Source organism: Pseudomonas sp. LPH60 (assembly GCF_030718165.1).
Lineage (GTDB): Bacteria > Pseudomonadota > Gammaproteobacteria > Pseudomonadales > Pseudomonadaceae > Aquipseudomonas > Aquipseudomonas danubii.
The window spans coordinates 104,916-126,445 of sequence record NZ_JAVAJH010000001.1 but is presented as its reverse complement, the minus strand read 5'-3'; the positions used below and the strand labels follow the sequence as shown (position 1 = coordinate 126,445).

General features: G+C 63.7%; 24 protein-coding genes. 9 read left to right on the top strand and 15 right to left on the bottom strand.

The features are described 5' to 3' along the window. The first annotated feature begins 136 nt into the window (after window positions 1–136). The 5 genes from Q8O96_RS00615 to Q8O96_RS00595 all read left to right on the top strand — a co-directional run bounded on the left by Q8O96_RS00615 (window position 137) and on the right by Q8O96_RS00595 (window position 5,781). Window positions 137–1,417 carry a glycerate kinase gene (locus tag Q8O96_RS00615; RefSeq protein ID WP_305948214.1) on the top strand — a complete coding sequence of 427 codons (1,281 nt, stop codon included), beginning with the start codon at window positions 137–139 and terminating at the stop codon, window positions 1,415–1,417. Next, window positions 1,407–2,822, top strand: a complete 1,416-nt coding sequence (gene pyk, locus Q8O96_RS00610; RefSeq protein ID WP_305948213.1) for a pyruvate kinase — start codon at window positions 1,407–1,409, stop codon at window positions 2,820–2,822. The genes Q8O96_RS00615 and pyk overlap by 11 nt, the downstream gene beginning before the upstream one ends. Before the next feature lie 100 nt (window positions 2,823–2,922). Continuing rightward, window positions 2,923–3,843 carry an urea transporter gene (locus Q8O96_RS00605; RefSeq protein ID WP_102878877.1) on the top strand — a complete coding sequence of 307 codons (921 nt, stop codon included), beginning with the start codon at window positions 2,923–2,925 and terminating at the stop codon, window positions 3,841–3,843. A gap of 21 nt (window positions 3,844–3,864) precedes the next feature. Then, entirely contained in the window at window positions 3,865–4,689 is an 825-nt protein-coding gene (locus tag Q8O96_RS00600; RefSeq protein WP_102863987.1) for an ion transporter, read from the top strand. A 90-nt stretch (window positions 4,690–4,779) separates the two neighbouring features. Beyond that, window positions 4,780–5,781 (top strand): sulfate ABC transporter substrate-binding protein, encoded by a 1,002-nt coding sequence (locus tag Q8O96_RS00595; RefSeq protein ID WP_058433729.1) that lies wholly within the window; start codon window positions 4,780–4,782, stop codon window positions 5,779–5,781. Window positions 5,782–5,845: 64 nt separating this feature from the next. On the opposite strand, the gene Q8O96_RS00590 is transcribed toward Q8O96_RS00595, so the two are convergent. After that, on the bottom strand, window positions 5,846–6,295 hold the full coding sequence (locus tag Q8O96_RS00590; RefSeq protein ID WP_102863988.1) for a RidA family protein: 450 nt from the start codon (window positions 6,293–6,295) through the stop codon (window positions 5,846–5,848). A gap of 346 nt (window positions 6,296–6,641) precedes the next feature. Between Q8O96_RS00590 and Q8O96_RS00585 the strand changes: the two genes are divergently transcribed. Next, on the top strand, window positions 6,642–7,850 hold the full coding sequence (locus Q8O96_RS00585; protein ID WP_305948212.1) for an MFS transporter: 1,209 nt from the start codon (window positions 6,642–6,644) through the stop codon (window positions 7,848–7,850). A 78-nt stretch (window positions 7,851–7,928) separates the two neighbouring features. Beyond that, window positions 7,929–8,813 (top strand): LysR family transcriptional regulator, encoded by an 885-nt coding sequence (locus tag Q8O96_RS00580; protein ID WP_102863990.1) that lies wholly within the window; start codon window positions 7,929–7,931, stop codon window positions 8,811–8,813. Window positions 8,814–8,823: 10 nt separating this feature from the next. Here Q8O96_RS00580 and Q8O96_RS00575 read toward each other — a convergent pair whose 3' ends face one another. The 11 genes from Q8O96_RS00575 to ccmA all read right to left on the bottom strand — a co-directional run bounded on the left by Q8O96_RS00575 (window position 8,824) and on the right by ccmA (window position 17,479). Then, window positions 8,824–9,966: a hypothetical protein gene (locus Q8O96_RS00575; protein ID WP_305948211.1), complete on the bottom strand. Its 1,143-nt coding sequence runs from the start codon at window positions 9,964–9,966 to the stop codon at window positions 8,824–8,826. Window positions 9,967–10,104: 138 nt separating this feature from the next. Further along, complete coding sequence (locus Q8O96_RS00570) at window positions 10,105–10,512, bottom strand: hypothetical protein (RefSeq protein ID WP_102863992.1); 408 nt, start codon at window positions 10,510–10,512, stop codon at window positions 10,105–10,107. A gap of 14 nt (window positions 10,513–10,526) precedes the next feature. After that, complete coding sequence (ccmI, locus tag Q8O96_RS00565) at window positions 10,527–11,732, bottom strand: c-type cytochrome biogenesis protein CcmI (RefSeq protein WP_102863993.1); 1,206 nt, start codon at window positions 11,730–11,732, stop codon at window positions 10,527–10,529. Then, complete coding sequence (locus Q8O96_RS00560; RefSeq protein ID WP_102863994.1) at window positions 11,725–12,198, bottom strand: cytochrome c-type biogenesis protein; 474 nt, start codon at window positions 12,196–12,198, stop codon at window positions 11,725–11,727. Before Q8O96_RS00560 ends, ccmI begins: the two co-directional genes overlap by 8 nt. Continuing rightward, a complete protein-coding gene (locus Q8O96_RS00555) occupies window positions 12,195–12,731 on the bottom strand; it encodes a DsbE family thiol:disulfide interchange protein (RefSeq protein WP_060838164.1) in 537 nt (178 codons plus the stop codon). The genes Q8O96_RS00560 and Q8O96_RS00555 overlap by 4 nt, the downstream gene beginning before the upstream one ends. Continuing rightward, on the bottom strand, window positions 12,728–14,716 hold the full coding sequence (locus tag Q8O96_RS00550; protein WP_110595165.1) for a heme lyase CcmF/NrfE family subunit: 1,989 nt from the start codon (window positions 14,714–14,716) through the stop codon (window positions 12,728–12,730). The genes Q8O96_RS00555 and Q8O96_RS00550 overlap by 4 nt, the downstream gene beginning before the upstream one ends. Window positions 14,717–14,719: 3 nt before the next feature. Then, window positions 14,720–15,175, bottom strand: coding sequence for a cytochrome c maturation protein CcmE (ccmE, locus tag Q8O96_RS00545; protein ID WP_102863996.1), 456 nt, complete (start codon window positions 15,173–15,175; stop codon window positions 14,720–14,722). Further along, on the bottom strand, window positions 15,172–15,348 hold the full coding sequence (gene ccmD, locus Q8O96_RS00540; protein WP_011060018.1) for a heme exporter protein CcmD: 177 nt from the start codon (window positions 15,346–15,348) through the stop codon (window positions 15,172–15,174). The genes ccmE and ccmD overlap by 4 nt, the downstream gene beginning before the upstream one ends. Continuing rightward, complete coding sequence (locus Q8O96_RS00535; RefSeq protein ID WP_102863997.1) at window positions 15,345–16,100, bottom strand: heme ABC transporter permease; 756 nt, start codon at window positions 16,098–16,100, stop codon at window positions 15,345–15,347. The genes ccmD and Q8O96_RS00535 overlap by 4 nt, the downstream gene beginning before the upstream one ends. A gap of 78 nt (window positions 16,101–16,178) precedes the next feature. Further along, window positions 16,179–16,847 carry a heme exporter protein CcmB gene (ccmB, locus tag Q8O96_RS00530; protein ID WP_102864110.1) on the bottom strand — a complete coding sequence of 223 codons (669 nt, stop codon included), beginning with the start codon at window positions 16,845–16,847 and terminating at the stop codon, window positions 16,179–16,181. After that, on the bottom strand, window positions 16,844–17,479 hold the full coding sequence (gene ccmA, locus Q8O96_RS00525; RefSeq protein ID WP_115581867.1) for a cytochrome c biogenesis heme-transporting ATPase CcmA: 636 nt from the start codon (window positions 17,477–17,479) through the stop codon (window positions 16,844–16,846). The genes ccmB and ccmA overlap by 4 nt, the downstream gene beginning before the upstream one ends. A gap of 196 nt (window positions 17,480–17,675) precedes the next feature. On the opposite strand from ccmA, the gene Q8O96_RS00520 reads away from it, so the two are divergent. Together Q8O96_RS00520 and Q8O96_RS00515 are read left to right on the top strand one after the other, a co-directional pair. Then, window positions 17,676–19,259: a flagellar hook-length control protein FliK gene (locus Q8O96_RS00520; RefSeq protein WP_102863999.1), complete on the top strand. Its 1,584-nt coding sequence runs from the start codon at window positions 17,676–17,678 to the stop codon at window positions 19,257–19,259. Next, the gene (locus tag Q8O96_RS00515) at window positions 19,256–19,585 is read left to right on the top strand and encodes an EscU/YscU/HrcU family type III secretion system export apparatus switch protein (RefSeq protein ID WP_305948210.1); all 330 of its coding nucleotides are present in this window, start codon (window positions 19,256–19,258) and stop codon (window positions 19,583–19,585) included. Before Q8O96_RS00520 ends, Q8O96_RS00515 begins: the two co-directional genes overlap by 4 nt. Window positions 19,586–19,644: 59 nt before the next feature. Here the strand turns inward: Q8O96_RS00515 and Q8O96_RS00510 are convergent, their stop codons facing one another. The 3 genes from Q8O96_RS00510 to Q8O96_RS00500 all read right to left on the bottom strand — a co-directional run bounded on the left by Q8O96_RS00510 (window position 19,645) and on the right by Q8O96_RS00500 (window position 21,484). Beyond that, entirely contained in the window at window positions 19,645–20,037 is a 393-nt protein-coding gene (locus Q8O96_RS00510) for a DUF2802 domain-containing protein (protein ID WP_102864001.1), read from the bottom strand. After that, window positions 20,038–20,520 (bottom strand): chemotaxis protein CheW, encoded by a 483-nt coding sequence (locus Q8O96_RS00505; protein WP_011060011.1) that lies wholly within the window; start codon window positions 20,518–20,520, stop codon window positions 20,038–20,040. It abuts the gene before it with no gap. Between the two features lie 79 nt (window positions 20,521–20,599). Continuing rightward, window positions 20,600–21,484, bottom strand: coding sequence for a CheW domain-containing protein (locus Q8O96_RS00500; protein ID WP_102864002.1), 885 nt, complete (start codon window positions 21,482–21,484; stop codon window positions 20,600–20,602). Between the last annotated feature and the right edge of the window lie 46 nt (window positions 21,485–21,530).

The following is a 21,530-nucleotide window of genomic DNA, read 5'->3' as shown; positions in this document are numbered from 1 at the left end:
TGCCACAGGCGGCGCCAAGGTTCGCAGGAAACGCCTCACGGCGGGCCAGGGACAGGCCCTGCTGACCTTGTCGCCGCCTGAGGTGGCGGCTACACCCGTTTCAAGCCCCCCATAACAAGAAATCCGGGAGCCCGCCATGTCGGTCGATCCGCAACAATTCCTCCGAGAGCTGTTCGCCACAGCCATCGACGCCGCCCATCCGCAACAGGTTCTCGAAGCCCATCTCCCCAGCGACCGCAGCGGCCGCGTCATCGTCATCGGTGCCGGCAAGGCAGCGGCGGCCATGGCCCAAGTCGTGGAACACAGCTGGCAGGGCGACGTCTCCGGGCTGGTGGTTACCCGCTACGGCCACGGCGCCCCGTGCACCAAGATCGAAGTGGTCGAGGCCGCTCACCCGGTGCCCGACGCGGCCGGCCTGGCCGTGGCCAAGCGGGTACTGGAGCTGGTCAGCAACCTGTCAGAACAGGATCGGGTGATTTTCCTGCTGTCCGGCGGCGGTTCGGCGCTGCTGGCCCTGCCCGCCACGGGCATCACCCTGGCCGACAAGCAGGCCATCAACAAGGCCCTGCTGAAATCCGGCGCCACCATCGGCGAGATGAACTGCGTGCGCAAGCACCTCTCGGCGATCAAGGGCGGACGCCTGGCCAAGGCCTGCTGGCCGGCCACGGTCTACACCTATGCCATTTCCGACGTCCCTGGCGATCTGGCCACGGTCATCGCTTCCGGCCCCACAGTGGCCGATCCGAGTACCTCGGCCGAAGCCCTGGCGATTCTCAAGCGCTATGCCATTGAAGTACCCGCAGCAGTACGCAACTGGTTGCAGAACCCCGACTCGGAAACCGTCAAGCCCGGCGACCCGTGCCTGGAACGCAGCCACTTCCAGTTGATCGCCCGCCCCCAGCAATCCCTGGAAGCCGCCGCGGTCAAAGCCCGCCAGGCCGGCTACAGCCCGCTGATCCTCGGCGACCTGGAAGGCGAATCCCGGGAGGTGGCCAAGGTTCACGCCGGCATCGCCCGCCAAGTGGCCTTGCACGGCCAGCCCCTGGCGGCGCCCTGCGTGATCCTTTCCGGTGGTGAAACCACGGTTACCGTGCGCGGCAAAGGTCGCGGCGGCCGCAACGCCGAGTTCCTCCTGAGCCTCACCGACAGCCTCAAGGGGCATCCCGGGATCTACGCCCTGGCCGGCGATACCGACGGCATCGACGGCTCCGAAGACAATGCCGGGGCGATCATGACCCCGGACAGCTACGCTCGGGCTGCGGCCCTGGGCCTGAGCGCCAGCGACGAGCTGGACAACAACAATGGCTATGGCTACTTCGCAGCCCTGGACGACTTGATCGTCACCGAGCCGACCCGTACCAACGTCAACGACTTCCGCGCCATCCTGATCCTCGAGAACCCCAAACATGACGCCTGACAAGAAAGTCAAAATCCTCGCCACCCTGGGGCCGGCCACCGACAGCATCGAGGACATCCGCGAACTGGTGCAGGCCGGCGTAAACATCTTCCGACTCAACTTCAGCCACGGCAGCCATGCCGACCATGCCCAGCGATATGAGTGGATTCGCCAGATCGAACGCGAACTGAACTACCCCCTGGGCATCCTCATGGACCTGCAAGGACCGAAACTGCGGGTCGGCACCTTCGCCAAGGGCAAGGTGCAGTTGGTACGCGGCCAGGCCCTGCGCCTGGACCTGGACCCGACGCCGGGGACCGCCCAGCGGGTCAACCTGCCACACCCGGAAATCATCGCGGCCCTGGAGCCCGGAATGGACCTGCTTCTGGACGACGGCAAGCTGCGCCTGCGGGTCATCGCCAAGCACGCGGACGCCATCGAGACCACCGTGCTCAATGGCGGCGAACTGTCGGACCGCAAGGGCGTCAACGTGCCCCAGGCCGTGCTCGACCTCAGCCCGCTGACCGCCAAGGACCGCCGCGACCTGAGCTTCGGCCTGGAATTGGGCGTGGATTGGGTGGCGCTGTCCTTCGTGCAACGTCCGGAAGACATCCGTGAAGCCCGTACCCTGATTGGCGACAAGGCCTACCTGATGGCCAAGATCGAAAAGCCTTCCGCCGTGGCCCAACTGCGGGAAATCGCCAAACTGAGCGATGCGATCATGGTGGCCAGAGGTGACCTGGGGGTGGAAGTCCCGGCGGAAAGCGTGCCGCAGATCCAGAAGAACATCATCAGCACCTGCCGTCAGCTGGGCAAACCCGTGGTGGTCGCCACCCAGATGCTGGAGTCCATGCGTTTCTCCCCGGCGCCCACCCGAGCCGAGGTGACCGACGTCGCCAATGCCGTGGCCGAAGGCAGCGATGCGGTGATGCTCTCGGCGGAAACCGCCTCCGGGGAATACCCGCTGGAAGCGGTGCAGATGATGAGCAAGATCATTCGCCAGGTGGAAACCGGCCCCGACTACCAGACTCAACTGGACGTCAGCCGCCCCCAGGCCGAAGCCACGGTATCCGACGCCATCAGCTGCGCGATCCGCCGGGTGTGCAGCATCCTGCCCGTGGCGGTGCTGGTGAACTACAGCGAGTCCGGCAGCTCCACCCTGCGTGCCGCCCGGGAACGTCCTTCGGTACCTATCCTCAACCTGACGCCGAACCTGCAGACAGCGCGCCGCTTGAGCCTGGCCTGGGGCGTGCACTCGGTGGTCAATGACCGCTTGCGCCAGGTGGACGAGGTCTGTGCCACGGCACTGGAAATCGCCCAGGCCCAGGGCCTGGCCAAACGCGGGGATACCGTGGTGATCACCACCGGCGTGCCGTTCGGCCAGCCGGGAACCACCAACTCCCTGCGCGTCGAAACCCTTCTCTGACCCGCCGCAGCGCCCGCGACCTGCAGCGAGCCTCCCAAAGAGGATGCCGCTGGGGTCGAACGCTGCGGTACGACAACCACCGCATTCGCCGACTCTCGTCATGCCTGCACAGTCTTTCAATGCCTTCTGCCCCGACTGGGCCACTGCCTTGCTCAACGGTTTCAGTCAGATTTTCCTCCAGCGCCACCCGCTGTGCGGCCTGCTGTGCCTGCTGGCGATCCTGATCAGCGCCCCGGCCCTGCTCGGGGGCGCCCTGCTGGGTGCCCTGGCCGGCCTGCTCACCGCCCAGCAACGGGGCTATGCCAAGGCCGACCGGCAAGCCGGACTCTTCAGCTATAACGGCGTGCTCCTGGGCCTGCTGCTGAGCCTGTACCTACCCTGGTCAGTGCTGCTGCCGCCGCTGATCATCGCCGCCGCCGGCCTCAGCGCGATCATCACCCAGCAATGGCTGAAACGGGCCCGCAGCCCCGCCAGCCTGCCGGCCTACACCGCGCCCTTCGTGGGCCTGGGCTGGCTGTTGCTGAGCCTGATGGAACCCATGCAATCCATGCCCCAGGCGGTGCCCGGCCTGTCCCTGTGGAGCCTGCTGAGCGGACTGTTCCAGGGCCTGGGCCAGATCATGTTCCTCAGTCAGCCACTGGCCGGGCTGCTGATTCTCCTCGGCCTGCTGCTGGCCAACCGCCGCGCAGCGACCTGGGCCCTGATCGGTTCCGCCAGCGGCCTGGCCTTGACACTGCTGCTGCATGAGCCCGGCCGTGCCCTACTGGGTCTGGGCGGCTACAACTGCGCACTGGTGGCCCTGGCCCTGGGCCAAGGGGCCCGACGTCCGTGGCGGCCACTGGCAGGGATGTGCCTGGCGCTGCTGATCACCCCGGGCATCGTCGCCCTGGGGCTAGCACCCCTCACCGCCCCCTTCGTCCTGGCCTGCTGGCTGATGCATGTCGCCACCCGGGTCCTGGGGCCAGCGCCTGGGGACCACGCACCTTGCGCTCCCCCGGCAACTCCCCCTAGGCTTCGCTGATCTTTGATTCAGGCGACTCCCATGGTTAACCGCGACAACTGGCGCCAGCGCCTCTACGTGATGATCTTCCAGACCGATACGGTGGCCGGAAGACGCTTCGATACGACCCTGCTGCTGATCATCCTCGCCAGCCTGGTGATCGTGATCCTCGACAGCATTGACGAGGTGCACAGCAACTACGCCGACGTCCTGGCGTACATCGAATGGGGCTTCACCCTGATCTTCCTCATCGAGTACGGACTGCGCCTGTATTGCTCCCCCAAACCCCTGCGCTATGCCTTCAGCTTCTATGGCCTGGTGGACCTGCTGGCGATCGTCCCAGGCATCCTCGCCCTGTACTACAGCGACGCCCAGTACCTGTTGATCATTCGTATCATCCGCATGCTGCGGATCTTCCGCGTGCTCAAGCTGTCGCCCTACCTGAAACAGGCCCATTACCTGCTCGATGCCCTGCGCGGCAGCAAGCAGAAGATCCTGGTGTTCCTGCTCAGCGTCTGCACCCTGGTCACGGTGTTCGGCACCCTGATGTACGTGGTGGAAGGCCCGGAACATGGCTTTACCAGTATCCCCAAGGGCATCTACTGGGCCATCGTCACCCTGACCACCGTGGGCTATGGCGATATCGTGCCCAAGACCGTGATCGGCCAGATGATTTCGTCGATGGTGATGATCACCGGTTACTCGATCATTGCCGTGCCTACCGGGATCTTCACTGCGGAACTGGCCAGCGCCATGCGCGGCGAACAGCTCAAGCACGACTGCCCAGTGTGCCGCAAGAACAGTCACGAACCGGCCGCGGCCTTCTGCTCGCGCTGTGGCAACGCGCTGTTCAAGAAAATGGAATAAGCAAAGTACTTTTTAATCTTTAAAGAGATATAGCGCCCCGGCTATAGTCGGCGGCAAATTGCCTTCACTCTCGAACAAAAGGAATGCGCAGTGAAAAAACTCTTCAGCGCCTCGCTTCTGGCCGCCGGCCTGGCCCTGGGCAGCGTCGCCCAGGCCGCACCGACCCTGCTCAACGTGTCCTACGACGTGATGCGCGACTTCTACAAGGACTACAACACCGCCTTCCAGAAACACTGGAAAGCCGAGCACAACGAAAACATCACCCTGCAGATGTCCTTCGGCGGCTCCAGCAAGCAGGCGCGCTCGGTGATCGACGGCCTGCCGGCGGATGTCATCACCATGAACATGGCCACCGACATCAACGCCCTGGCGGACAACGGCAAACTGGTGCCGGACAACTGGGTAACGCGCCTGCCGAACAACAGTGCGCCCTTCACTTCGGCCACCGTGTTCATCGTGCGCAAAGGCAACCCCAAGGCCCTGAAAGACTGGCCAGACCTGCTCAAGGATGGCGTGCAAGTGATAGTGCCCAACCCCAAGACCTCGGGTAACGGCCGCTACACCTACCTCTCGGCCTGGGGCTACGTGCTGAAGAACGGCGGCGACGAGAACAAGGCCAAGGACTTCGTCGGCAAGCTGTTCAAGCAGGCCCCGGTACTGGACACCGGTGGCCGCGCCGCCACCACCACCTTCATGACCAACCAGATCGGCGACGTGCTGGTGACCTTCGAGAACGAAGCGGAAATGATCGCCCGCGAATTCGGTCGCGATCAGTTCGAAGTGATCTACCCAAGCGTCTCCGCTGAAGCCGAGCCGCCGGTGTCGGTGGTGGACAAGGTGGTGGAGAAGAAAGGCACCCGCGCTGCGGCCGAGGAATACCTGAAGTACCTGTGGTCGCCGGAAGGCCAGGAAATCGCCGCCAACAACTACCTGCGCCCACGGGACCCGAAAGTCCTGGCCAAGTACACCGACCGTTTCCCGAAAGTCGACTTCCTCTCGGTGGAGAAGACCTTCGGCGACTGGCGCAGCGTGCAGAAGACCCACTTCAACGACGGCGGGGTCTTCGACCAGATCTATACCAACGCCAAGTGACGCTGGTAGCCCGATAAAAAAAGCGACCGTGAAGGTCGCTTTTTTTATGCCGCCGATCAGGGAGTCACAGAGCCCGCGCCGAACTGAACTGCGCGGCTTCGGCCGCCTGATAACGCTCATCCAGCACCGCCTCCGCCTCGACTTCGATCAACCACTCCGGCAACGACAGCCCGCTGACGATGATCCATGAGGACGCCGGTGGCTGGCTGGCAAAACGCTCGAGCAATACCGCGCTGATGTGCTCCTGCTGATCCCGCGCCGCTTCGGCGATGTAGATCCGCAACATCACCACATCCGCCAGTTGACCTCCCGCCTCGGCCAGAACCTTCTCGATATTGTCGAAGGCCTGCTCGGTCTGCTGCCGCAGGCCCGGTCCTACGGTGCGCTCCTGCTCATCCACCCCCACCTGACCGGACAGCAGCAGGCGTCGACCGCCGCGCACCTCCACCGCCTGGCTGAAACCGTATTGCAGGGAATTGAACACACTGGCTGGGTTGAACGTTGACTTTTCCATAAGGGACTCCCACCGCACTGAACGACCGGAAACCCTAAACCAAGGCCTCAGCGACTTCCACTGCTAGCGCCGCGCAGCAACATTTGGCAACGCAAGCTTCAGCGCGGGGTTGCCAGCCTTGAGCAGGCTGCCCCCAGGGCCCTGAAGACCATGAGCATGCTATCGAACAAGATGTAAGTAAATGTATCATCAGCCCTCGGCAGCGGCACGCCCCGGCCATCTCCAGAGCCTCATGACTCAGAGATTTATTCCCAACAGGAATGAATGCTATCGCCCCGCCCTCTCTACTGAGTGACCGCGCGGTCTCTTAACCTTGTTCCATCCTTTCGCCGCCAAGAGAAACCTGATGACTTCCACGACCCAGGTGCTGCCCGCCAGCAACGTGACAATGACCCGAGGCATGGTGCTGCTGTTCGCCTTCTGCTGCGGCGCCATCGTCGCCAACATCTATTACGCACAACCGATCATCGAGCTGATCGCACCGGACCTGGGCCTGTCCAGCTCCATCGCCAGCCTGATCGTTTCTCTGACCCAGATCGGCTATGCCCTGGGCCTGTTCTTCCTGGTGCCCCTGGGAGACCTGCTGGAAAACCGTCGGTTGATGATCATCACCACCCTGGTGGCCATCGCCAGCCTGCTGGGGGCTGCCTATACCCAGCAGCCCAACGTCTTCCTCCTGGTATCGCTGCTGATCGGCTTCAGCTCGGTGTCGGTCCAGATCCTCATTCCCCTGGCTGCGCACCTGGCCCCCGAGGAGTCCCGAGGACGAGTGGTGGGCGGCATCATGGGCGGCCTGCTGCTGGGCATTCTCCTGGCCCGCCCGGTGTCCAGCGTGGTGGCCGATCTCTTCGGCTGGCGCGCAATGTTCATCGCCGCCGCCGTGCTGATGGCCGCCATCAGCCTGGTATTGATGCTGACCATACCCAAGCGTCAGCCGGCCCACAGCGCCACCTACGGCCAACTGCTGCGCTCCCTGGGCGGCCTGCTGCGCCAGCAGCCGGTCCTGCGCCAGCGAGCCTTCTACCAGGGCTGCATGTTCGCCACCTTCAGCCTGTTCTGGACCGCCGCGCCCCTGGAACTGGCACGGCATCACGGCCTGTCACAAAGCCAGATTGCGATCTTCGCCCTGGTGGGCGCCATCGGCGCCATCGCCGCCCCCATCAGCGGACGCCTCGCGGATGCCGGCCATACCCGCATCGCCTCGCTGCTGGCCATGCTCCTGGCAGCCCTGAGCTTTATCCCGACACTGATCCATCCCGCCTACAGCGTCATCGGCCTGGCAGTGACCGGGGTGGTCCTGGATTTCTGTGTGCAGATGAACATGGTGCTCGGCCAACGGGCGGTGTATGCCCTGGACGCCCACAGTCGCAGTCGCCTCAACGCGCTGTACATGACCAGCATCTTCATCGGTGGCGCCTTCGGCTCGTCGATTGCCAGTGCGGTGTACGAACATGGCGGCTGGCTGGGAGTGGTGCTGGTGGGCAGTGGGTTTCCATTGCTGGCCCTGCTGCGCTTCCTGCTGGTGGCGGACAACCGCCGCGCGGCCCGCGCCTAGGCCGTGCGCCCAGGACCCGGTGAACGTTTTGGCGCACACTGCTCAAGTGCCCCCTTCTCAACCCAGCAAGGACAACCGATGGACCGCCTGGCCGCGATGGAAACCTTTGTACATGTGGTGGAAAGCGGCTCCTTCTCCGCTGCCGCCCGGCGTCTGAACCTGGGTCAGCCCGCCGTATCGAAAAGCATCGCCCAACTGGAGGCCTATCTGCAGGTGCGGCTGTTGCTGCGCTCCACCCGCGGCCTGAGCCCCACCGAAGCCGGCCTGGCCTTCTTCGAACGGGCCAAACGCACCCTGGAGGAAGCCAGCGAAGCGGAAAATGCCGCCCGGGGCTCGGCCTCCCAGTTGCGTGGCACCTTGCGCATCTGTGCGGCGGTGACCTTCGCCCGCCTGCATATCATTCCTCACCTGGGGCCCTTTCTGGAGCAGCACCCCGAGTTGCAGATCGACGTGGTGATGGATGATCACACCATCAATCTGGTGGAGGCGGGAGTCGATGTCGCCTTGCGCATGGGCAGCCTCGCCGACTCGACCCTCATCGCCCGCCAGATCGCCGAGTGCCCGCGCCTGCTGCTGGCCACTCCCGAGTACTTCGCCGAGCACGGCGAGCCGCAGCATCCCGGTGAACTGACCGGGCATCAAGCGGTGATCTACAGCCGGGGGCCCGGTAATCTCTGGCACTTTTCCCAGGGCGACGACGAGCAACGGGTAAGTGTCAGTGGCAGGGTTCGAGTGAATGCCGCAGAAGGCTTGCGCGAATCGGTACTGGCCCACCAGGGGCTGGCAATGGCCTCGCAATGGATGTTTGCCCCGGAGCTGGCCAAGGGTGCGGTCAAGGCCGTGCTCACGGATTGGCAACTGCCCCGGCAACAGCTGTGGGCTGTGTTTCCCGGCGGGCGCCTGGTGAGTGCCAAGGCCCGGGCGTTCGTGGACTATGTGGAGCAGTTGCTGGAGCGTCTGTGAAACCCCGGCCTCAGATCCGCTCGCGCACCAGCACTTCGATATTCGCCGCCTCACCCCAGCGCCGCAGCCGGTCGATCAGGCTCAGGTCGGTTTCACCCACCAGATACAGGACGTCGATGGTCTGGATCGCGGCCCACTGGACGAACTCACTGCTGTCGAACTCGCCAAGACTGGCGAGCTGGAACTCGTTCTCGTAGAAACCCGGGATCACCGGGACCGGGGTGTCCTGGGGGCTGGCTCCGGCAATGAACGGGCAGGACAGGTGCACCACGCCCCATTGCGCCACACGCCAGTTCCTCAGGGCTTCGTCCAGGCGCGCGCGGGCACCGCGGACAAAGCCCAGGCCGTCGATCACTACCCGCCGGTTGACGATCAGCCACAGCTTGCGCCGGCGCGGCGCCTTGAGCAGTACCTCGCCGGTCACCTTGGACGCCCGCAGCGCCAGGGCGATCACCAGCAGCAAAGGTGCGCAGTAGCCATAGAGTCTCTCGGTATGACTGGCCTCGGTCAGGCCATGCAGACGGTGTACCTCGGCCCGCTGGTGCTCCAGCTCACTGAAGGTGTCCCCCAGACGCTGCAGCCATTGCTGCACCAGCGGCGCTGAATACTCACCACGAAGGTCGCCCAGGGCCTGCTGCACCTTGATCACGGCCAAAGCCGAAAGACGCCCATCGGCAGAACGCTCCAATATGCCAAAGCGTTCGCACAGGTTGCTGACCTGGGCGGCATCCTGGGGCTCATGCAGCTCCTGCGCCGCCTTGCAGTGAGCGCTGCCGAGCATGTCGTCGATCTCGGCCAGCACTCTGCGCTGCGCTGCGTCCCGGGCGCTTTGTGCCAGCTGGTAGTCACTCTGGAACCAGTCCACCCGCACCGCCTGGGTGGCGCTGATCAGGGCCAGGGCAGCCAGCAGCAACCAGCCGTAGTCGACTTTCTTCCAGCCGACCTCCCCCAAGCGAAAAACCGAGATCAGGCTCCAGCAGAAGAAGTAGTACATGAAGGCGAAGGCCACCAGCAGGTACACCGGTGCCAGGGACAGATAGATCAGCTCCGGCACGTCCGCCGGCCCCAGGCCGTACAACAGCAACAGGACGCAGACCACGGCCAGCCAGAACAGCATCGGCGCGACATAGGGTTTGTTCAGGTCTTTCTTCATCGGGCGCTCAACGGCTGATACTCAGGAACACCCCGCTGTATCGGCCAGCCTGGGCAGGGCTTAAATAATCCGCTGACCATGGCAAGGCCGGCGCCGGCTCTGGCCCGCGCCTTTGCTGTCAGTCGATGGAGTTGAAAATTACTGGAACTGACGCCCCAGCCCTGCGGGTACACCATGGATGTCGGTGTCTTCCCAGGGACCGTCGGGGCTGATGGAGCGGCTCCAGCCGTTGTTCCAACGGTAATAGGTGCGTTGGCGATAGAAGGTGTTGCTCTGGTTATCCAGCACATAGACCCCCAGCCGCGCATCCCAGTGACTGTGCCCGCCGGGTGGCGGAGCAAAGCTCGCGGAGGTGCGTGGCAGGGGCTTGGCGGCGGGAATCGGCGCCCCGGGCTTGCCTGGCGCGGGAGCCGTGGACGGGGCCGGGCGCGTACTCGGCCCCGCAGGCGGGATGGGTTCAGAGGAGGTCGGCGCCGGCCGGTGGACCGTACAAGCACTCAACCCCAGGACCAGTGACAACAGGGTGATACGAGCGATGGCGGTCATGGCGGCTTCTCTGATTATTGATCCGGACTGTCGATGGTCAGCTGTTGCGCGGCCGTGGTGCTGCTGGGCAGGGGCTGGCTCTGCCCGATCCACTCACCGGCCGTTGGCTGGCCGGCACGGGAAATGCGCGCAACCAGTTGGACTTCAGGGAAGTTCGACAGTTTCAACTGCGGCATCATCGCGTCGCTATCCCCCAGCTCCACAGTGGCCGGCAGGTCGGCGACGGTCAGGCGCTTGGCCGCCAACGGCGCGGGCGGGCCCTGGGTGGCACGGGCGAAGATGAACACGCTGTCACCCGGCTGGACCTTGGCCTTGAGCTCCGCCGCCAGATCGACCCGGACCTTGAGCAAGGCGCCCTTGGCCTTGACCGCAGGCTCGGCCGCGACCTTGCCACCGGCCGCCAGCAGTTTTTCGCTGGCGCGATCAATGCCTCCCTGCAGCGCGGCACGGGAATTGTCCTGCGGCGGCAGTTGCGCCTGCAGGCGCTTCCAGTAATCGATGGCCTCCTGGAAACGCCCGCCTTCGAAAGCGGCGATACCCAGCAACCCGAGACTGGTGACTTCGTTGGGATCGGCCTTCAACGCTTCATCGGTCAAGCCCTGGACCTTGTCCGACCATTGCTTGTTATCGGCGAAGTATTGAGCCTGGGCCCACTGCCCCAACAGCTCGGGCTGGCGTCCGGCCAGGGCCACGGTACGCTCGAAGATCTTCGCCGCGTCCGCTGGACGGTCCTGGGCCATGTAGGTACGCCCAAGGAAATACAGGCCCTCGGCAGAATCCGGCTGGGCCGCCACTGCGCGCTCCAGGCGCCGGGTCATTTCTTCCATGGACTGCGGCGCCTGGGCGAACTCCCGGGTCAGCTCGACCTTGTCGCTGGCACCAAAATGCAGATACAGACCCAAGCCCAGCACCGGTACCAGCAGCGCCGCCAACAGCGGCAGCGGTTTGCCCAGACGCGAGGTCCGCACTGGGCCGCTGCCTTCGGTGTCCGCCAGCAGTTCCCGGGCCGCTTCCGCGCGCCCCGCGTCCATCTGCTCGGCACTGAGCACGCCTTGCGCTTGCTGGCCATGCAGCTCGGCCACGCGCTCTTCATAAAGCGCCACGTTCAGCGCGGTACGATCCTCCTCACGTTGGGCACGACGCTCACGCAATACCGGGATCAACAGGAAACTCAGGGCGATCAGGAGCAGCAGACCTGCTGCAAGCCAGAAATCAATCATGGGGGGTTTTATCCAGCAGTTGGTCGAGGCGCTGACGCTCTTCGACGGAAAGCGTGTTCGGGCTGTCGCTGCGTTCGACGCGACGACGCCGGACTATCACGGCAATGATCACCAGCCCGCCCAGCAACAGGCCGGCAGGACCGAACCAGAGCAAGGCGGTCTTGCCGGTCAGGGCCGGCTTGTAACGCACGAAGTCACCGTAGCGATCCACCATGAAGTCGATGATCTGCTGATTGTCCTTGCCCTCGCCGAGCATGCGGAAAATCTCCTTGCGCAGGTCGGCGGCAATCGGTGCATTGGAATCGGCGATGTCCTGGTTCTGGCACTTGGGGCAGCGCAGTTCCTTGGTCAGCTCGCGAAACCTTTCGCGGTCGGTGTCATTGGCGAACTGGTAGGTATCGATGGCAGCGTGGGCCACGCCAGCGATGCTCAGGCCCAGGATGGCGGCGGCTAACCAGCGCTTCATGGTTTGGCCTCGTCTACCAGGGCCTGGTACTTGGCCGCCAGCTGTTCGCGCCACACCACTTCGTCGATCACCCCGACGAACTTGTCACGGATGATGCCCTTGGCATCGATGAAGAAGGTTTCCGGGGCACCATAGACACCCAGATTGAGCCCCAGGGAGCCCTCCTCGTCACGCACATCCAGCAGGTAGGGATTGTGGAACTCGGCCAGCCACTTCAGGGCGTCGGCATTGACGTCCTTGTAGTTGATGCCGTAGATCACCACGCCCTTCTCGGCCAGCTTGTTCAGCACCGGATGCTCGACCCGGCAGGAAATGCACCAGGTGCCCCAGACGTTGACCAAAGCCGGCTTGCCCAGCAGGTCAGCGCGGGTCAGGGTCTTATCGCCCTGCACCGACGGCAGGGAGAACTCCGGGAACGGCTTGCCAATCATCGCCGACGGCAGCTCGGCCGGGTCCAGATACAACCCGCGATAGAGGAACACCGCCACCACCAGGAACACTGCCAGGGGCAACATCATCATCCAGCGTCTCATGCGGCGGCTCCTGTCATGCCCAGCGCTTCGCGCACGCGGCTTTTAACCTTGACCCGATAACGCCGATCCATCGCCGCCAGCAAGCCACCGAACCCGGTGAGCAGGCCGCCGAACCAGATCCAGCGCACGAACGGCTTGACGTGCACCCGCACCGCCCAGGCGCCATCACCCAGGGATTCGCCCAGGGCGACATACAGGTCACGGGTGAAACCGGCATCGATGCCGGCTTCGGTCATCATCGAACTCTGCACGGTGTACAGGCGTTTTTCCGGGTGCAGCACCGCCACCTCCTTGCCGTTGCGCACCACACGCACAGTGCCCTTGTCGGAAGTGAAGTTCGGCCCTTCGAAATGCTTGGCGCCTTCGAAGATGAACTGATAACCGGCCAGCTCCATGGACTCGCCTGGCTCCAGGCGCAGGTCGCGCTCGGCGCTGTTCTGGCTCGACAGCACCACGCCCAGGGCGCAGATCGCAATGCCCAGGTGCGCCAGCTGCATGCCCCAATAACTGCGAGTCAGGCTTGGCAGGCCCTTGATCAGGCCCTTGTGGCGGGTCTTGTCGAAGATGTCACGCACCCCGGCCAGCAGCACCCAGGCCGCCAGCAAGAAGGTCGCCAACACCGCCCAGTTGAAGTCGCCGTAGGCAATGCCGGCCACCACGGCCAGGGCCACGCTGCCCAGCAGCACCGGACCGAGCATGCCCAGCAGCCATTTCACCGGGGTGTCTTTCCAGCGCACCAGCACGCCCACCGCCATCACCACCATCAGCAGGGCCATCAGCGGAATGAACAGCGCATTGAAATACGGCGGGCCCACCGACAGCTTGGCCCCGGTCAGGGCATCCAGCACCAGCGGATACAGGGTGCCCAGCAGGATCATCGAGGACGCCACCACCAGCACCAGGTTGTTGCCCAACAGCAGGGTTTCCCGGGACCACAGGTTGAAGCCCACATGGCTCTTGACCACCGGCGCCCGCAGGGCAAACAGGGTCAGGGAGCCGCCCACTACGAACAGCAGGAAGATCAGGATGAACACGCCACGCTCAGGGTCCGAAGCGAAGGCGTGCACTGAAGTCAGGACCCCGGAGCGCACCAGGAAGGTCCCCAGCAGGCTCAGGGAAAACGCGGCAATGGCCAGCAGCACGGTCCAGCTCTTGAATACACCGCGCTTTTCCGTCACGGCCAGGGAGTGGATCAAGGCCGTGCCCACCAGCCAGGGCATGAAGGAAGCGTTTTCCACCGGGTCCCAGAACCACCAGCCGCCCCAGCCCAGTTCGTAGTAGGCCCACCAGGAGCCCAGGGTGATACCGATGCCAAGGAAGGCCCAGGCGACGATGGTCCAGGGCCGCGACCAGCGAGCCCAGGCAGCGTCCAGGCGACCGCCCAGCAGCGCGGCAATGGCAAAGGCAAAGGCCACCGAGAAACCGACGTAACCCATGTACAGCATGGGCGGGTGGACGATCAGGCCGATGTCCTGCAACAGCGGGTTGAGGTCACGACCGTCCGCCGGTACCTGGGGCAGGATTCGCGAAAACGGGTTGGAGGTCATGATCAGGAACAGCAGGAAGCCGGTGCTGATCATGCCCATCACCGCCAGCACCCGGGCCAGCATCACTTGTGGCAACTGGCGCGAGAACACCGACACAGCGAAGGTCCAGCCCCCGAGGATCAGCGCCCAGAGCAGCAGCGAACCTTCGTGGGCGCCCCACACGGCGCTGAACTTGTAGTACCAGGGCAAGGCGCTGTTGGAGTTGCTGGCGACATAGGCCACCGAGAAATCGTCACTCATGAAGGCGTAGGTCAGGCAGCCGAAGGCGAATACCAGGAACGCGAACTGGCCCCAGGCTGCTGGCTGGGCCAGGCTCATCCACAGGCGGTCGCCGCGCCAGGCACCCAGCAATGGCACCACCGCCTGGACCAGGGCAAAGCACAGGGCGAGGATCATCGCCAGATGACCGAGTTCGGGAACGAACAGTGCGGAACTCATGGCTTAACCCTCTTTCGCTGGTGTCGGTGCCGACTGGCCGCTGTCTTGCAACGCCTTGGTGACTTCCGGCGGCATGTATTTCTCGTCGTGCTTGGCCAGCACTTCATCGGCCACCACCACGCCATCGGCGTTGAGCTTGCCCAGGGCGACAATGCCCTGCCCTTCGCGGAACAGGTCCGGAAGGATGCCGCGGTAGGTGATGGTCACTGACTTGTTGAAGTCGGTGACCACGAATTTGACGTCCAGGGAGTCGGCGGAACGTTGCAGGGAGCCGGCCTCGACCATGCCGCCAGCGCGAATCCGCGTGTCCAGCGGTGCTTCGCCATTGGCAATTTGGGTCGGGGTGTAGAACAGGTTGATGTTTTCCTTCAGCGCACTGAGGGCCAGACCGACGGCAATGCCGACGCCCACCAGGATCGCCAGGATGATCAAAAGACGCTTTTTACGCAGCGGATTCACTTACCGTTCTCCCGGCGCAGACGACGCGCCTCTTGTTGCAGATAACGCTTGCGCGCCAGGATCGGCGCCACCAGCTCACGAGCCAGGACGACCAGGCAAATGCCATAGGCCGACCAGACGTAGAGGCCGTGATGGCCCATGGCGAGAAAATCGCTGAAGGATGCAAAGCTCATTGTGCGGTCTCCAGGCTGCGTTGGACTTCGGCCTTGACCCAACTGGTGCGGGCTTCGCGCTTGAGCACCTCAAGGCGCATGCGCAGCAACAGCAGCACGCCAAAGAAACAATAGAAACCCAAGGACGTCAGCAGCAGCGGCAGCCACATTTCCACCGGCATGGCGGGCTTTTCGGTGAGGGTGAAAGTCGCCCCCTGGTGCAGGGTGTTCCACCACTCCACCGAGTATTTGATGATCGGGATATTCACCACGCCGACAATCGCCAGTACCGCGCAGGCCTTGGCGGCGCTGTCACGATTGCTGATGGCGGCATTGAGCGCAATCAGACCTGCGTACAGAAACAGCAGGATCAGCATCGACGTTAGTCGCGCATCCCAGACCCACCAGGAACCCCAGGTCGGCTTGCCCCAGATCGCCCCGGTTACCAGGGCCAGGAAGGTGATCGAATGCCCGATGGGCGCCGCGCATTGCAGGGCGACATCGGCCAGTTTCATTTTCCACACCAGCCCGACCACACCGCACACGGCCAGCATGACGTAGCAGGACTGGGCCAGCATCGCCATTGGCACATGGATATAGATGATGCGAAAGCTGTTGCCCTGCTGGTAATCCGGTGGCGCAAAGGCCAGGCCCCAGACGACGCCGATACCGATCAGCAACACGGCGGCGACGCTCAGCCAGGGCAGCAGCTTGCCGCTGATGCCGTAAAACCATTTAGGCGAGCCGAGCTTATGAAACCAAGTCCAGTTCATTCATTGCTTCCATCACGGTTGCTCTTCGCGTTCACGAACAGCCAGGGTCTTTACTGGTTAAAAAACAACCAGACCTCATTATTCGCCGACGCTGATCTTCAGGCCAGCAGCTATTGCAAAGGGTGTAAGGGTCACTGCCAGGGCGGTCAGGCTCCCAAGCCACAGCAGATAACCTGTCGCCGGCATGCCCTGCAGTGCCGCCTGCAGGGCGCCACTGCCGAGAATCAATACCGGGATGTACAGAGGCAGGATCAGTAACGCCAGCAGCAAGCCTCCACGCTTCAACCCCACCGTCAATGCTGCGCCCACTGCGCCCAACAGGCTCAGCACCGGAGTGCCCAGCATCAATGAAGCCAGCAACACCGGCAGGCAGGCGGCAGGCAAGCCGAGCATCAAGGCCAGCAAGGGTGCAAGCAATACCAGTGCCAGGCCGGAAAAGGCCCAGTGTGCCAGTACCTTGGCCAAAACCAGAAGAGGCAGGGGGTGCGACGAAAGGACCCACTGTTCAAGGGATCCGTCCTCGAAATCACTGCGAAAAAGCCCGTCCAGCGAGAGCAGGACGGACAATAAGGCCGCTACCCAGACCAACCCGGGAGACAAGGTTTGCAACAGATTTGTCTCAGGTCCCACGGCCAATGGGAACAGTGCAACGACGATGGCGAAGAACACCAGGGGATTGGCCAACTCCGCCGGGCGTCGGAACAGCAAGCGCGCTTCACGGGCCAGCAATTGGGCAAAGACGCTCATGCCGCCCACCGCCCCAGATCCAGATCGCGGTAGCCGGACGGCATACGGGTCAGCGTGTGGTGAGTGGTCAGGACCACCATGCCGCCACGTTCACAATGATTGGCCAGGTGCTCCTCGAGCTGGGCCACCCCCTGTTTGTCCAGGGCGGTAAAGGGCTCGTCAAGGATCCACAGCGGCGGGCCGTCCAGATACAGCCGGGCCAGGGCCACACGACGCTGCTGGCCGGCAGACAGGGTGTGACAGGCGACGTCCTCGAAGCCGCGCAGGCCGACGGCCGCCAGGGCCTGCCAGATAGCGTCGCGCGTTGCCGACTGGTGCAAGGCACAGAGCCAGTTGAGGTTTTCCTCGGGGGTCAGGACATCCTTGATTCCGGCGGCATGGCCAATCCACAACAGGTTGCGCGCCAGTTCGGCGCGCTGGGCATGCAAGGGCTGGCCATTGAGCAGCACCTGACCGCTGGTGGGTTGCATCAGGCCGGCGAGCAAACGCAGCAGGCTGGTCTTGCCACTGCCGTTGGGGCCACTGATCTGTACCATGTCTCCGCCGGTCAGACGCAACTCCAGGTGTTCAAACAGCATCCGCCAGTCGCGCTCACAGGCGAGTGCTACGGCTTCGAGAAGAGGGCTGGTCAAGGGATGGTGGGCCTTTACGGGTTCAAGTCGGCAGTGGAGCGGCCGTTAAAGGGATGCAGGATAAATGCATTGGCGGCCTGTTCTAGAGAGCTGCGTCAAACATTTGCAATGTTTTCCCCACTCCCCCAAAGACGGGCGGCATTATACATGCGAAGCCCTACTCTCAAGAGGGCTAATTTCCACAGGTTGTGTCCGAATGACTGGCGAAATAAACATCCTGCCACTGCCCCAGGCGCCCGCTCCCGGCCCCTCGCGCCCTCAGCCGATCAGCGGCGAATTGCTCAAGCTGGTGCCGCCACTGGAAGGCCTGATTGCCGCCGGTCAGAGCGCCAAGGCTGAAGTGCTGTCGCTCAAGCAGACCGACCAGACCTTCCAGCTGCTGCTCAAGGTGACCCTGGACAACGGCCGGCAAACCACCGTGCAAGCCACCAGCAGCCAGCCCTTGCCCCAGGGCACCAGCCTGGCGGTGATCCAGCCTTCGGCCGGCAACCTGGCGATCACCGTGCAGCAGGCCATCGCCTCCAGCGTCGCCGCCCTGACGCGCCTGGATACCAGCCAACTGCCCGCCGGCACCCTGCTCCAGGGCAAGGTGCTGACTACCCAGCTCCTGCCCCAGGGCAGCAATCAGCCGGCGATCTACCGTTCCCTGGTGAGCCTGCTCAACACCGCGCAAAGTGGCGCCACCTTGAGCATCGACAGCCCGCAGCCGCTGCGTATCGGCAGCCTGCTCAGCGCCCAGGTCTCGGATGCACAGACCCTGAACTTCGTCCCTCTGGGCAACCGCCAGGAACAACTGGCCATCGCCGCACAACTGGCCAGCCAGCAAAGCCGCCAGGGTTCCCTGAACGGATTGATCAACCTCCTGCAGAACCTGCCCGCCGACAGCGAACTGGCCACTTCCTCCGCCGACCTGCGGGCCGCCGTGGAGCGCTTGCTGGCCGGCCTGCCGGACCATCAGCAGTTGAGCACCACGCGCGGCGTGGCCCAGGCTCTGCTGGGCAGCGGCCTGTTTCTGGAAGCCAAGCTGCTGGCCGGCACCAATCCCGGTCAGACGCCAGACCTGAAGGGCGACCTGCTGCGCCTGATCGCTCAGTTGACCCCGGGGCTACCCTCCTCCAGCAGCTTCAATGCGATCATCGCCGCCAACACCCTGGCGCAATCGCTGCCGAGCTTCGTGCGCAGCGCCCTGGGCACCCTCGGCCAGGTCAGCGCCAAGACCTCACCCAGCGGCTTCCCGCTGCCGGAGCGTCTGCTGCAAAGCCTGGAAGGTGAAGGCGATCTGCAACAGTTGCTGCGCCTGGCCGCCGCCGCGGTATCACGCCTGCAGAGCCATCAACTGGCGAGCCTGGAACAGAGCGGCCAGACCGACGATGGCCGGCAACTGACCACCTGGCAGCTGGAAATTCCCATGCGCAACCTGCAGGACATCGTGCCCTTGCAGGTCAAAATGCAGCGCGAAGAAGCGCCGGAGCCTGAGCCGCAACAAAAACGTGAAGAGCGAGAACCCAAGCAGGCCTTGTGGCGGCTCGATCTGGCCTTCGACCTGGAGCCCCTGGGCCCTTTGCAGGTCCAGGCACAACTGATTCAAGGTCGGCTGTCCAGCCAGCTGTGGGCCGAACGCCCCTACACCGCGAGCCTGATCGAAAGCCACCTGGGCAACCTGCGCGAACGCCTGCTGGCTTCAGGGCTGGATGTCGGTGACCTGGACTGCCACCTGGGCATCCCGCCCCAGGGCCCGCAAACCCGATTGGAACAACGCTGGGTCGACGAAACCGCATGAAACACTCACCTCCTCCACGCCAGGCCATTGCCCTCAAGTACGACGGCCAGCAAGCCCCGACCCTGACCGCCAAGGGCGACGATGAACTGGCCGAAGCCATCCTGAAGATCGCCCGGGACTATGAAGTGCCGATCTATGAGAATGCCGAGCTGGTGAAGCTGTTGGCGCGCCTGGAGTTGGGCGAGAGCATTCCACCGGAGCTGTACCGGACCATCGCCGAAATCATCGCCTTCGCCTGGAACCTCAAGGGCAAGTTTCCGGCCGGGCATGATCCGCATCAGGTGGAACTGGAGAAAGACATCACCGAGCGCGGTGACGATTATTGAAGAGAAGCCGCGGCAAGCGCTGAGTCGCAAGCTTCCCTCGGGAAGCTTGCGACTTGTGGCTAGCCCTTGTGCAGCTTGCTGACCAGCTCCGCCTCGGCCTGGGTCAGGCCGCAGGACTGGGTCAGCTCGTCGACACTGGCGCCCATGCCCACCAGGCGCGCGGCCTGGGCGAAGGACAGGCTGGAGGGGTCACGCTGCTCCAGTTGGGCCAGTTTGTCCGGCAACGGCGCCACCACCGCTCGCAGCTCATGCAGATCCTCACCCATGCGCACCGTACCGCTCTGGTAATGATCGACGCGCTTGGCCAGCTCCTTGATCCGCTGGTCGCGCACGGCATCGCCTTCGGCCTGCTGGGCGGCGATCTGCCGCTGATTGCGGGTGTACGACAGGAATAGCGCCACAGTGGCGACCCAAAGGATCGCCAGGACAATCACCGCTACCTCGAGGATCAATCAGATACTCTCCAGTTCCGACCATTCCTCTTCGCTCATCATCTTGTCCAGTTCAACCAGAATCAGCAGTTCGCCGTTCTTGTTGCAGACACCCTGAATGAACTTGGCCGACTCTTCGTTACCGACATTCGGCGCGGTCTCGACTTCCGACTGACGCAGGTAAACCACTTCCGCCACGCTGTCGACCATGATCCCGACCACTTGCTTGTCGGCTTCGATGATGACGATCCGGGTGTTGTCGTTGACTTCGGTCGGCACCAGGCCGAAACGCTGACGGGTGTCGATCACGGTGACCACATTGCCCCGCAGGTTGATGATCCCCAGCACATAGCTGGGAGCACCCGGTACCGGAGCGATCTCGGTGTAGCGCAGGACTTCCTGGACGCGCATCACGTTGATGCCGTAGGACTCGTTATCCAGCTTGAAGGTGACCCATTGCAGGATCGGATCTTCGGAACCCTGTGCAGACGACGACTTATTCATACCCTGACCCCTCAAAAAACCGTTGAAAACGGCGTGTGTTCTGTGTGGCCACGTCCGACGGACATAGCCTGTTGTTGGTTTACTTCGGTTTGTGGGCCGCTTGACTGATAGCCATCTGCTTGGCGCCGCCGGTGGCAATCAACTCGGCCAGTTCAGCAACGTCAAGCAAGGCGCACATATGCTCAATCACCGTGCCGGCCAGCCACGGACGCTGGCCACGATGACTGCGCCACTTGATTTCGTTGGGGTCCAGGCGCAGGGAGCGACTGACCTGATGCACTGCCAGCCCCCACTCGTAGCCCTGGACCGAGATCACATACTGCAAGCCCTGGCGAAAATCATCACGGTAGCGATCCGGCATGACCCAGCGAGCGGTATCCAGGACTTTCAGATTACCGGCCTGGCTCGGCAGGATGCCGAGGAACCATTCCGGCTGGCCGAACAGCGGTGTCAGCTCCTGCCCTGCCAGGGAATAGATCGACCCCAGGCACACCAACGGCACTGCCAGGGTCAGGCCGGCGACATCGAACAACAGGCACTCGAAAGGTTCGGCCGCCCAGCTGGGACGGTCGCTACCGGAAACCGGAGGCGGTGTATTGTTCGGCGGCAGATGAACTTCCACCAGTGGCGGCACCAGGGCCTGGAGCATCGGCACCACCGGCGAGATCGAGCTCGGCAAGGGTTCCGGCGCCTCCATTACCGCAGGTGCAGGTGCAGCATCCCGGACAGCAGGTGCCGCCTGGTGCTGGGCCTGTGCGTCCCGCGCCTGCTCTTCCAACACTGCAGCCTGGAACTCATCCAGCACTTCGCTGGAAGCCTGGGACATTACCGGCGGGACCGGCGGAGCAACCTGGACCGGAGGCTCCGGTAGCTGTTCCTCTTCGGTAGCATCCTGCAGCAAGGCGTCCAGGTACGATTGCAGCGCCAGCTGAGGCCGGCTCTTGATATCCAGAGGACGGTTCATGAGGATGCCCACGCAAAAACCCCGATACAGTGATCTGTAGGGGTTA

Coding starts and splice junctions, on each gene's coding strand:
- Q8O96_RS00615 (WP_305948214.1), top strand. CDS start 137: ATGTCGGTCGATCCGCAACAATTCCTCCGAGAGCTGTTCGCCACAGCC.
- pyk (WP_305948213.1), top strand. CDS start 1,407: ATGACGCCTGACAAGAAAGTCAAAATCCTCGCCACCCTGGGGCCGGCC.
- Q8O96_RS00605 (WP_102878877.1), top strand. CDS start 2,923: ATGCCTGCACAGTCTTTCAATGCCTTCTGCCCCGACTGGGCCACTGCC.
- Q8O96_RS00600 (WP_102863987.1), top strand. CDS start 3,865: ATGGTTAACCGCGACAACTGGCGCCAGCGCCTCTACGTGATGATCTTC.
- Q8O96_RS00590 (WP_102863988.1), bottom strand. CDS start 6,295: ATGGAAAAGTCAACGTTCAACCCAGCCAGTGTGTTCAATTCCCTGCAA.
- Q8O96_RS00585 (WP_305948212.1), top strand. CDS start 6,642: ATGACTTCCACGACCCAGGTGCTGCCCGCCAGCAACGTGACAATGACC.
- Q8O96_RS00580 (WP_102863990.1), top strand. CDS start 7,929: ATGGACCGCCTGGCCGCGATGGAAACCTTTGTACATGTGGTGGAAAGC.
- Q8O96_RS00575 (WP_305948211.1), bottom strand. CDS start 9,966: ATGAAGAAAGACCTGAACAAACCCTATGTCGCGCCGATGCTGTTCTGG.
- Q8O96_RS00570 (WP_102863992.1), bottom strand. CDS start 10,512: ATGACCGCCATCGCTCGTATCACCCTGTTGTCACTGGTCCTGGGGTTG.
- ccmI (WP_102863993.1), bottom strand. CDS start 11,732: ATGATTGATTTCTGGCTTGCAGCAGGTCTGCTGCTCCTGATCGCCCTG.
- Q8O96_RS00560 (WP_102863994.1), bottom strand. CDS start 12,198: ATGAAGCGCTGGTTAGCCGCCGCCATCCTGGGCCTGAGCATCGCTGGC.
- Q8O96_RS00555 (WP_060838164.1), bottom strand. CDS start 12,731: ATGAGACGCTGGATGATGATGTTGCCCCTGGCAGTGTTCCTGGTGGTG.
- Q8O96_RS00550 (WP_110595165.1), bottom strand. CDS start 14,716: ATGAGTTCCGCACTGTTCGTTCCCGAACTCGGTCATCTGGCGATGATC.
- ccmD (WP_011060018.1), bottom strand. CDS start 15,348: ATGAGCTTTGCATCCTTCAGCGATTTTCTCGCCATGGGCCATCACGGC.
- Q8O96_RS00535 (WP_102863997.1), bottom strand. CDS start 16,100: ATGAACTGGACTTGGTTTCATAAGCTCGGCTCGCCTAAATGGTTTTAC.
- ccmB (WP_102864110.1), bottom strand. CDS start 16,847: ATGAGCGTCTTTGCCCAATTGCTGGCCCGTGAAGCGCGCTTGCTGTTC.
- Q8O96_RS00520 (WP_102863999.1), top strand. CDS start 17,676: ATGACTGGCGAAATAAACATCCTGCCACTGCCCCAGGCGCCCGCTCCC.
- Q8O96_RS00515 (WP_305948210.1), top strand. CDS start 19,256: ATGAAACACTCACCTCCTCCACGCCAGGCCATTGCCCTCAAGTACGAC.
- Q8O96_RS00505 (WP_011060011.1), bottom strand. CDS start 20,520: ATGAATAAGTCGTCGTCTGCACAGGGTTCCGAAGATCCGATCCTGCAA.
- Q8O96_RS00500 (WP_102864002.1), bottom strand. CDS start 21,484: ATGAACCGTCCTCTGGATATCAAGAGCCGGCCTCAGCTGGCGCTGCAA.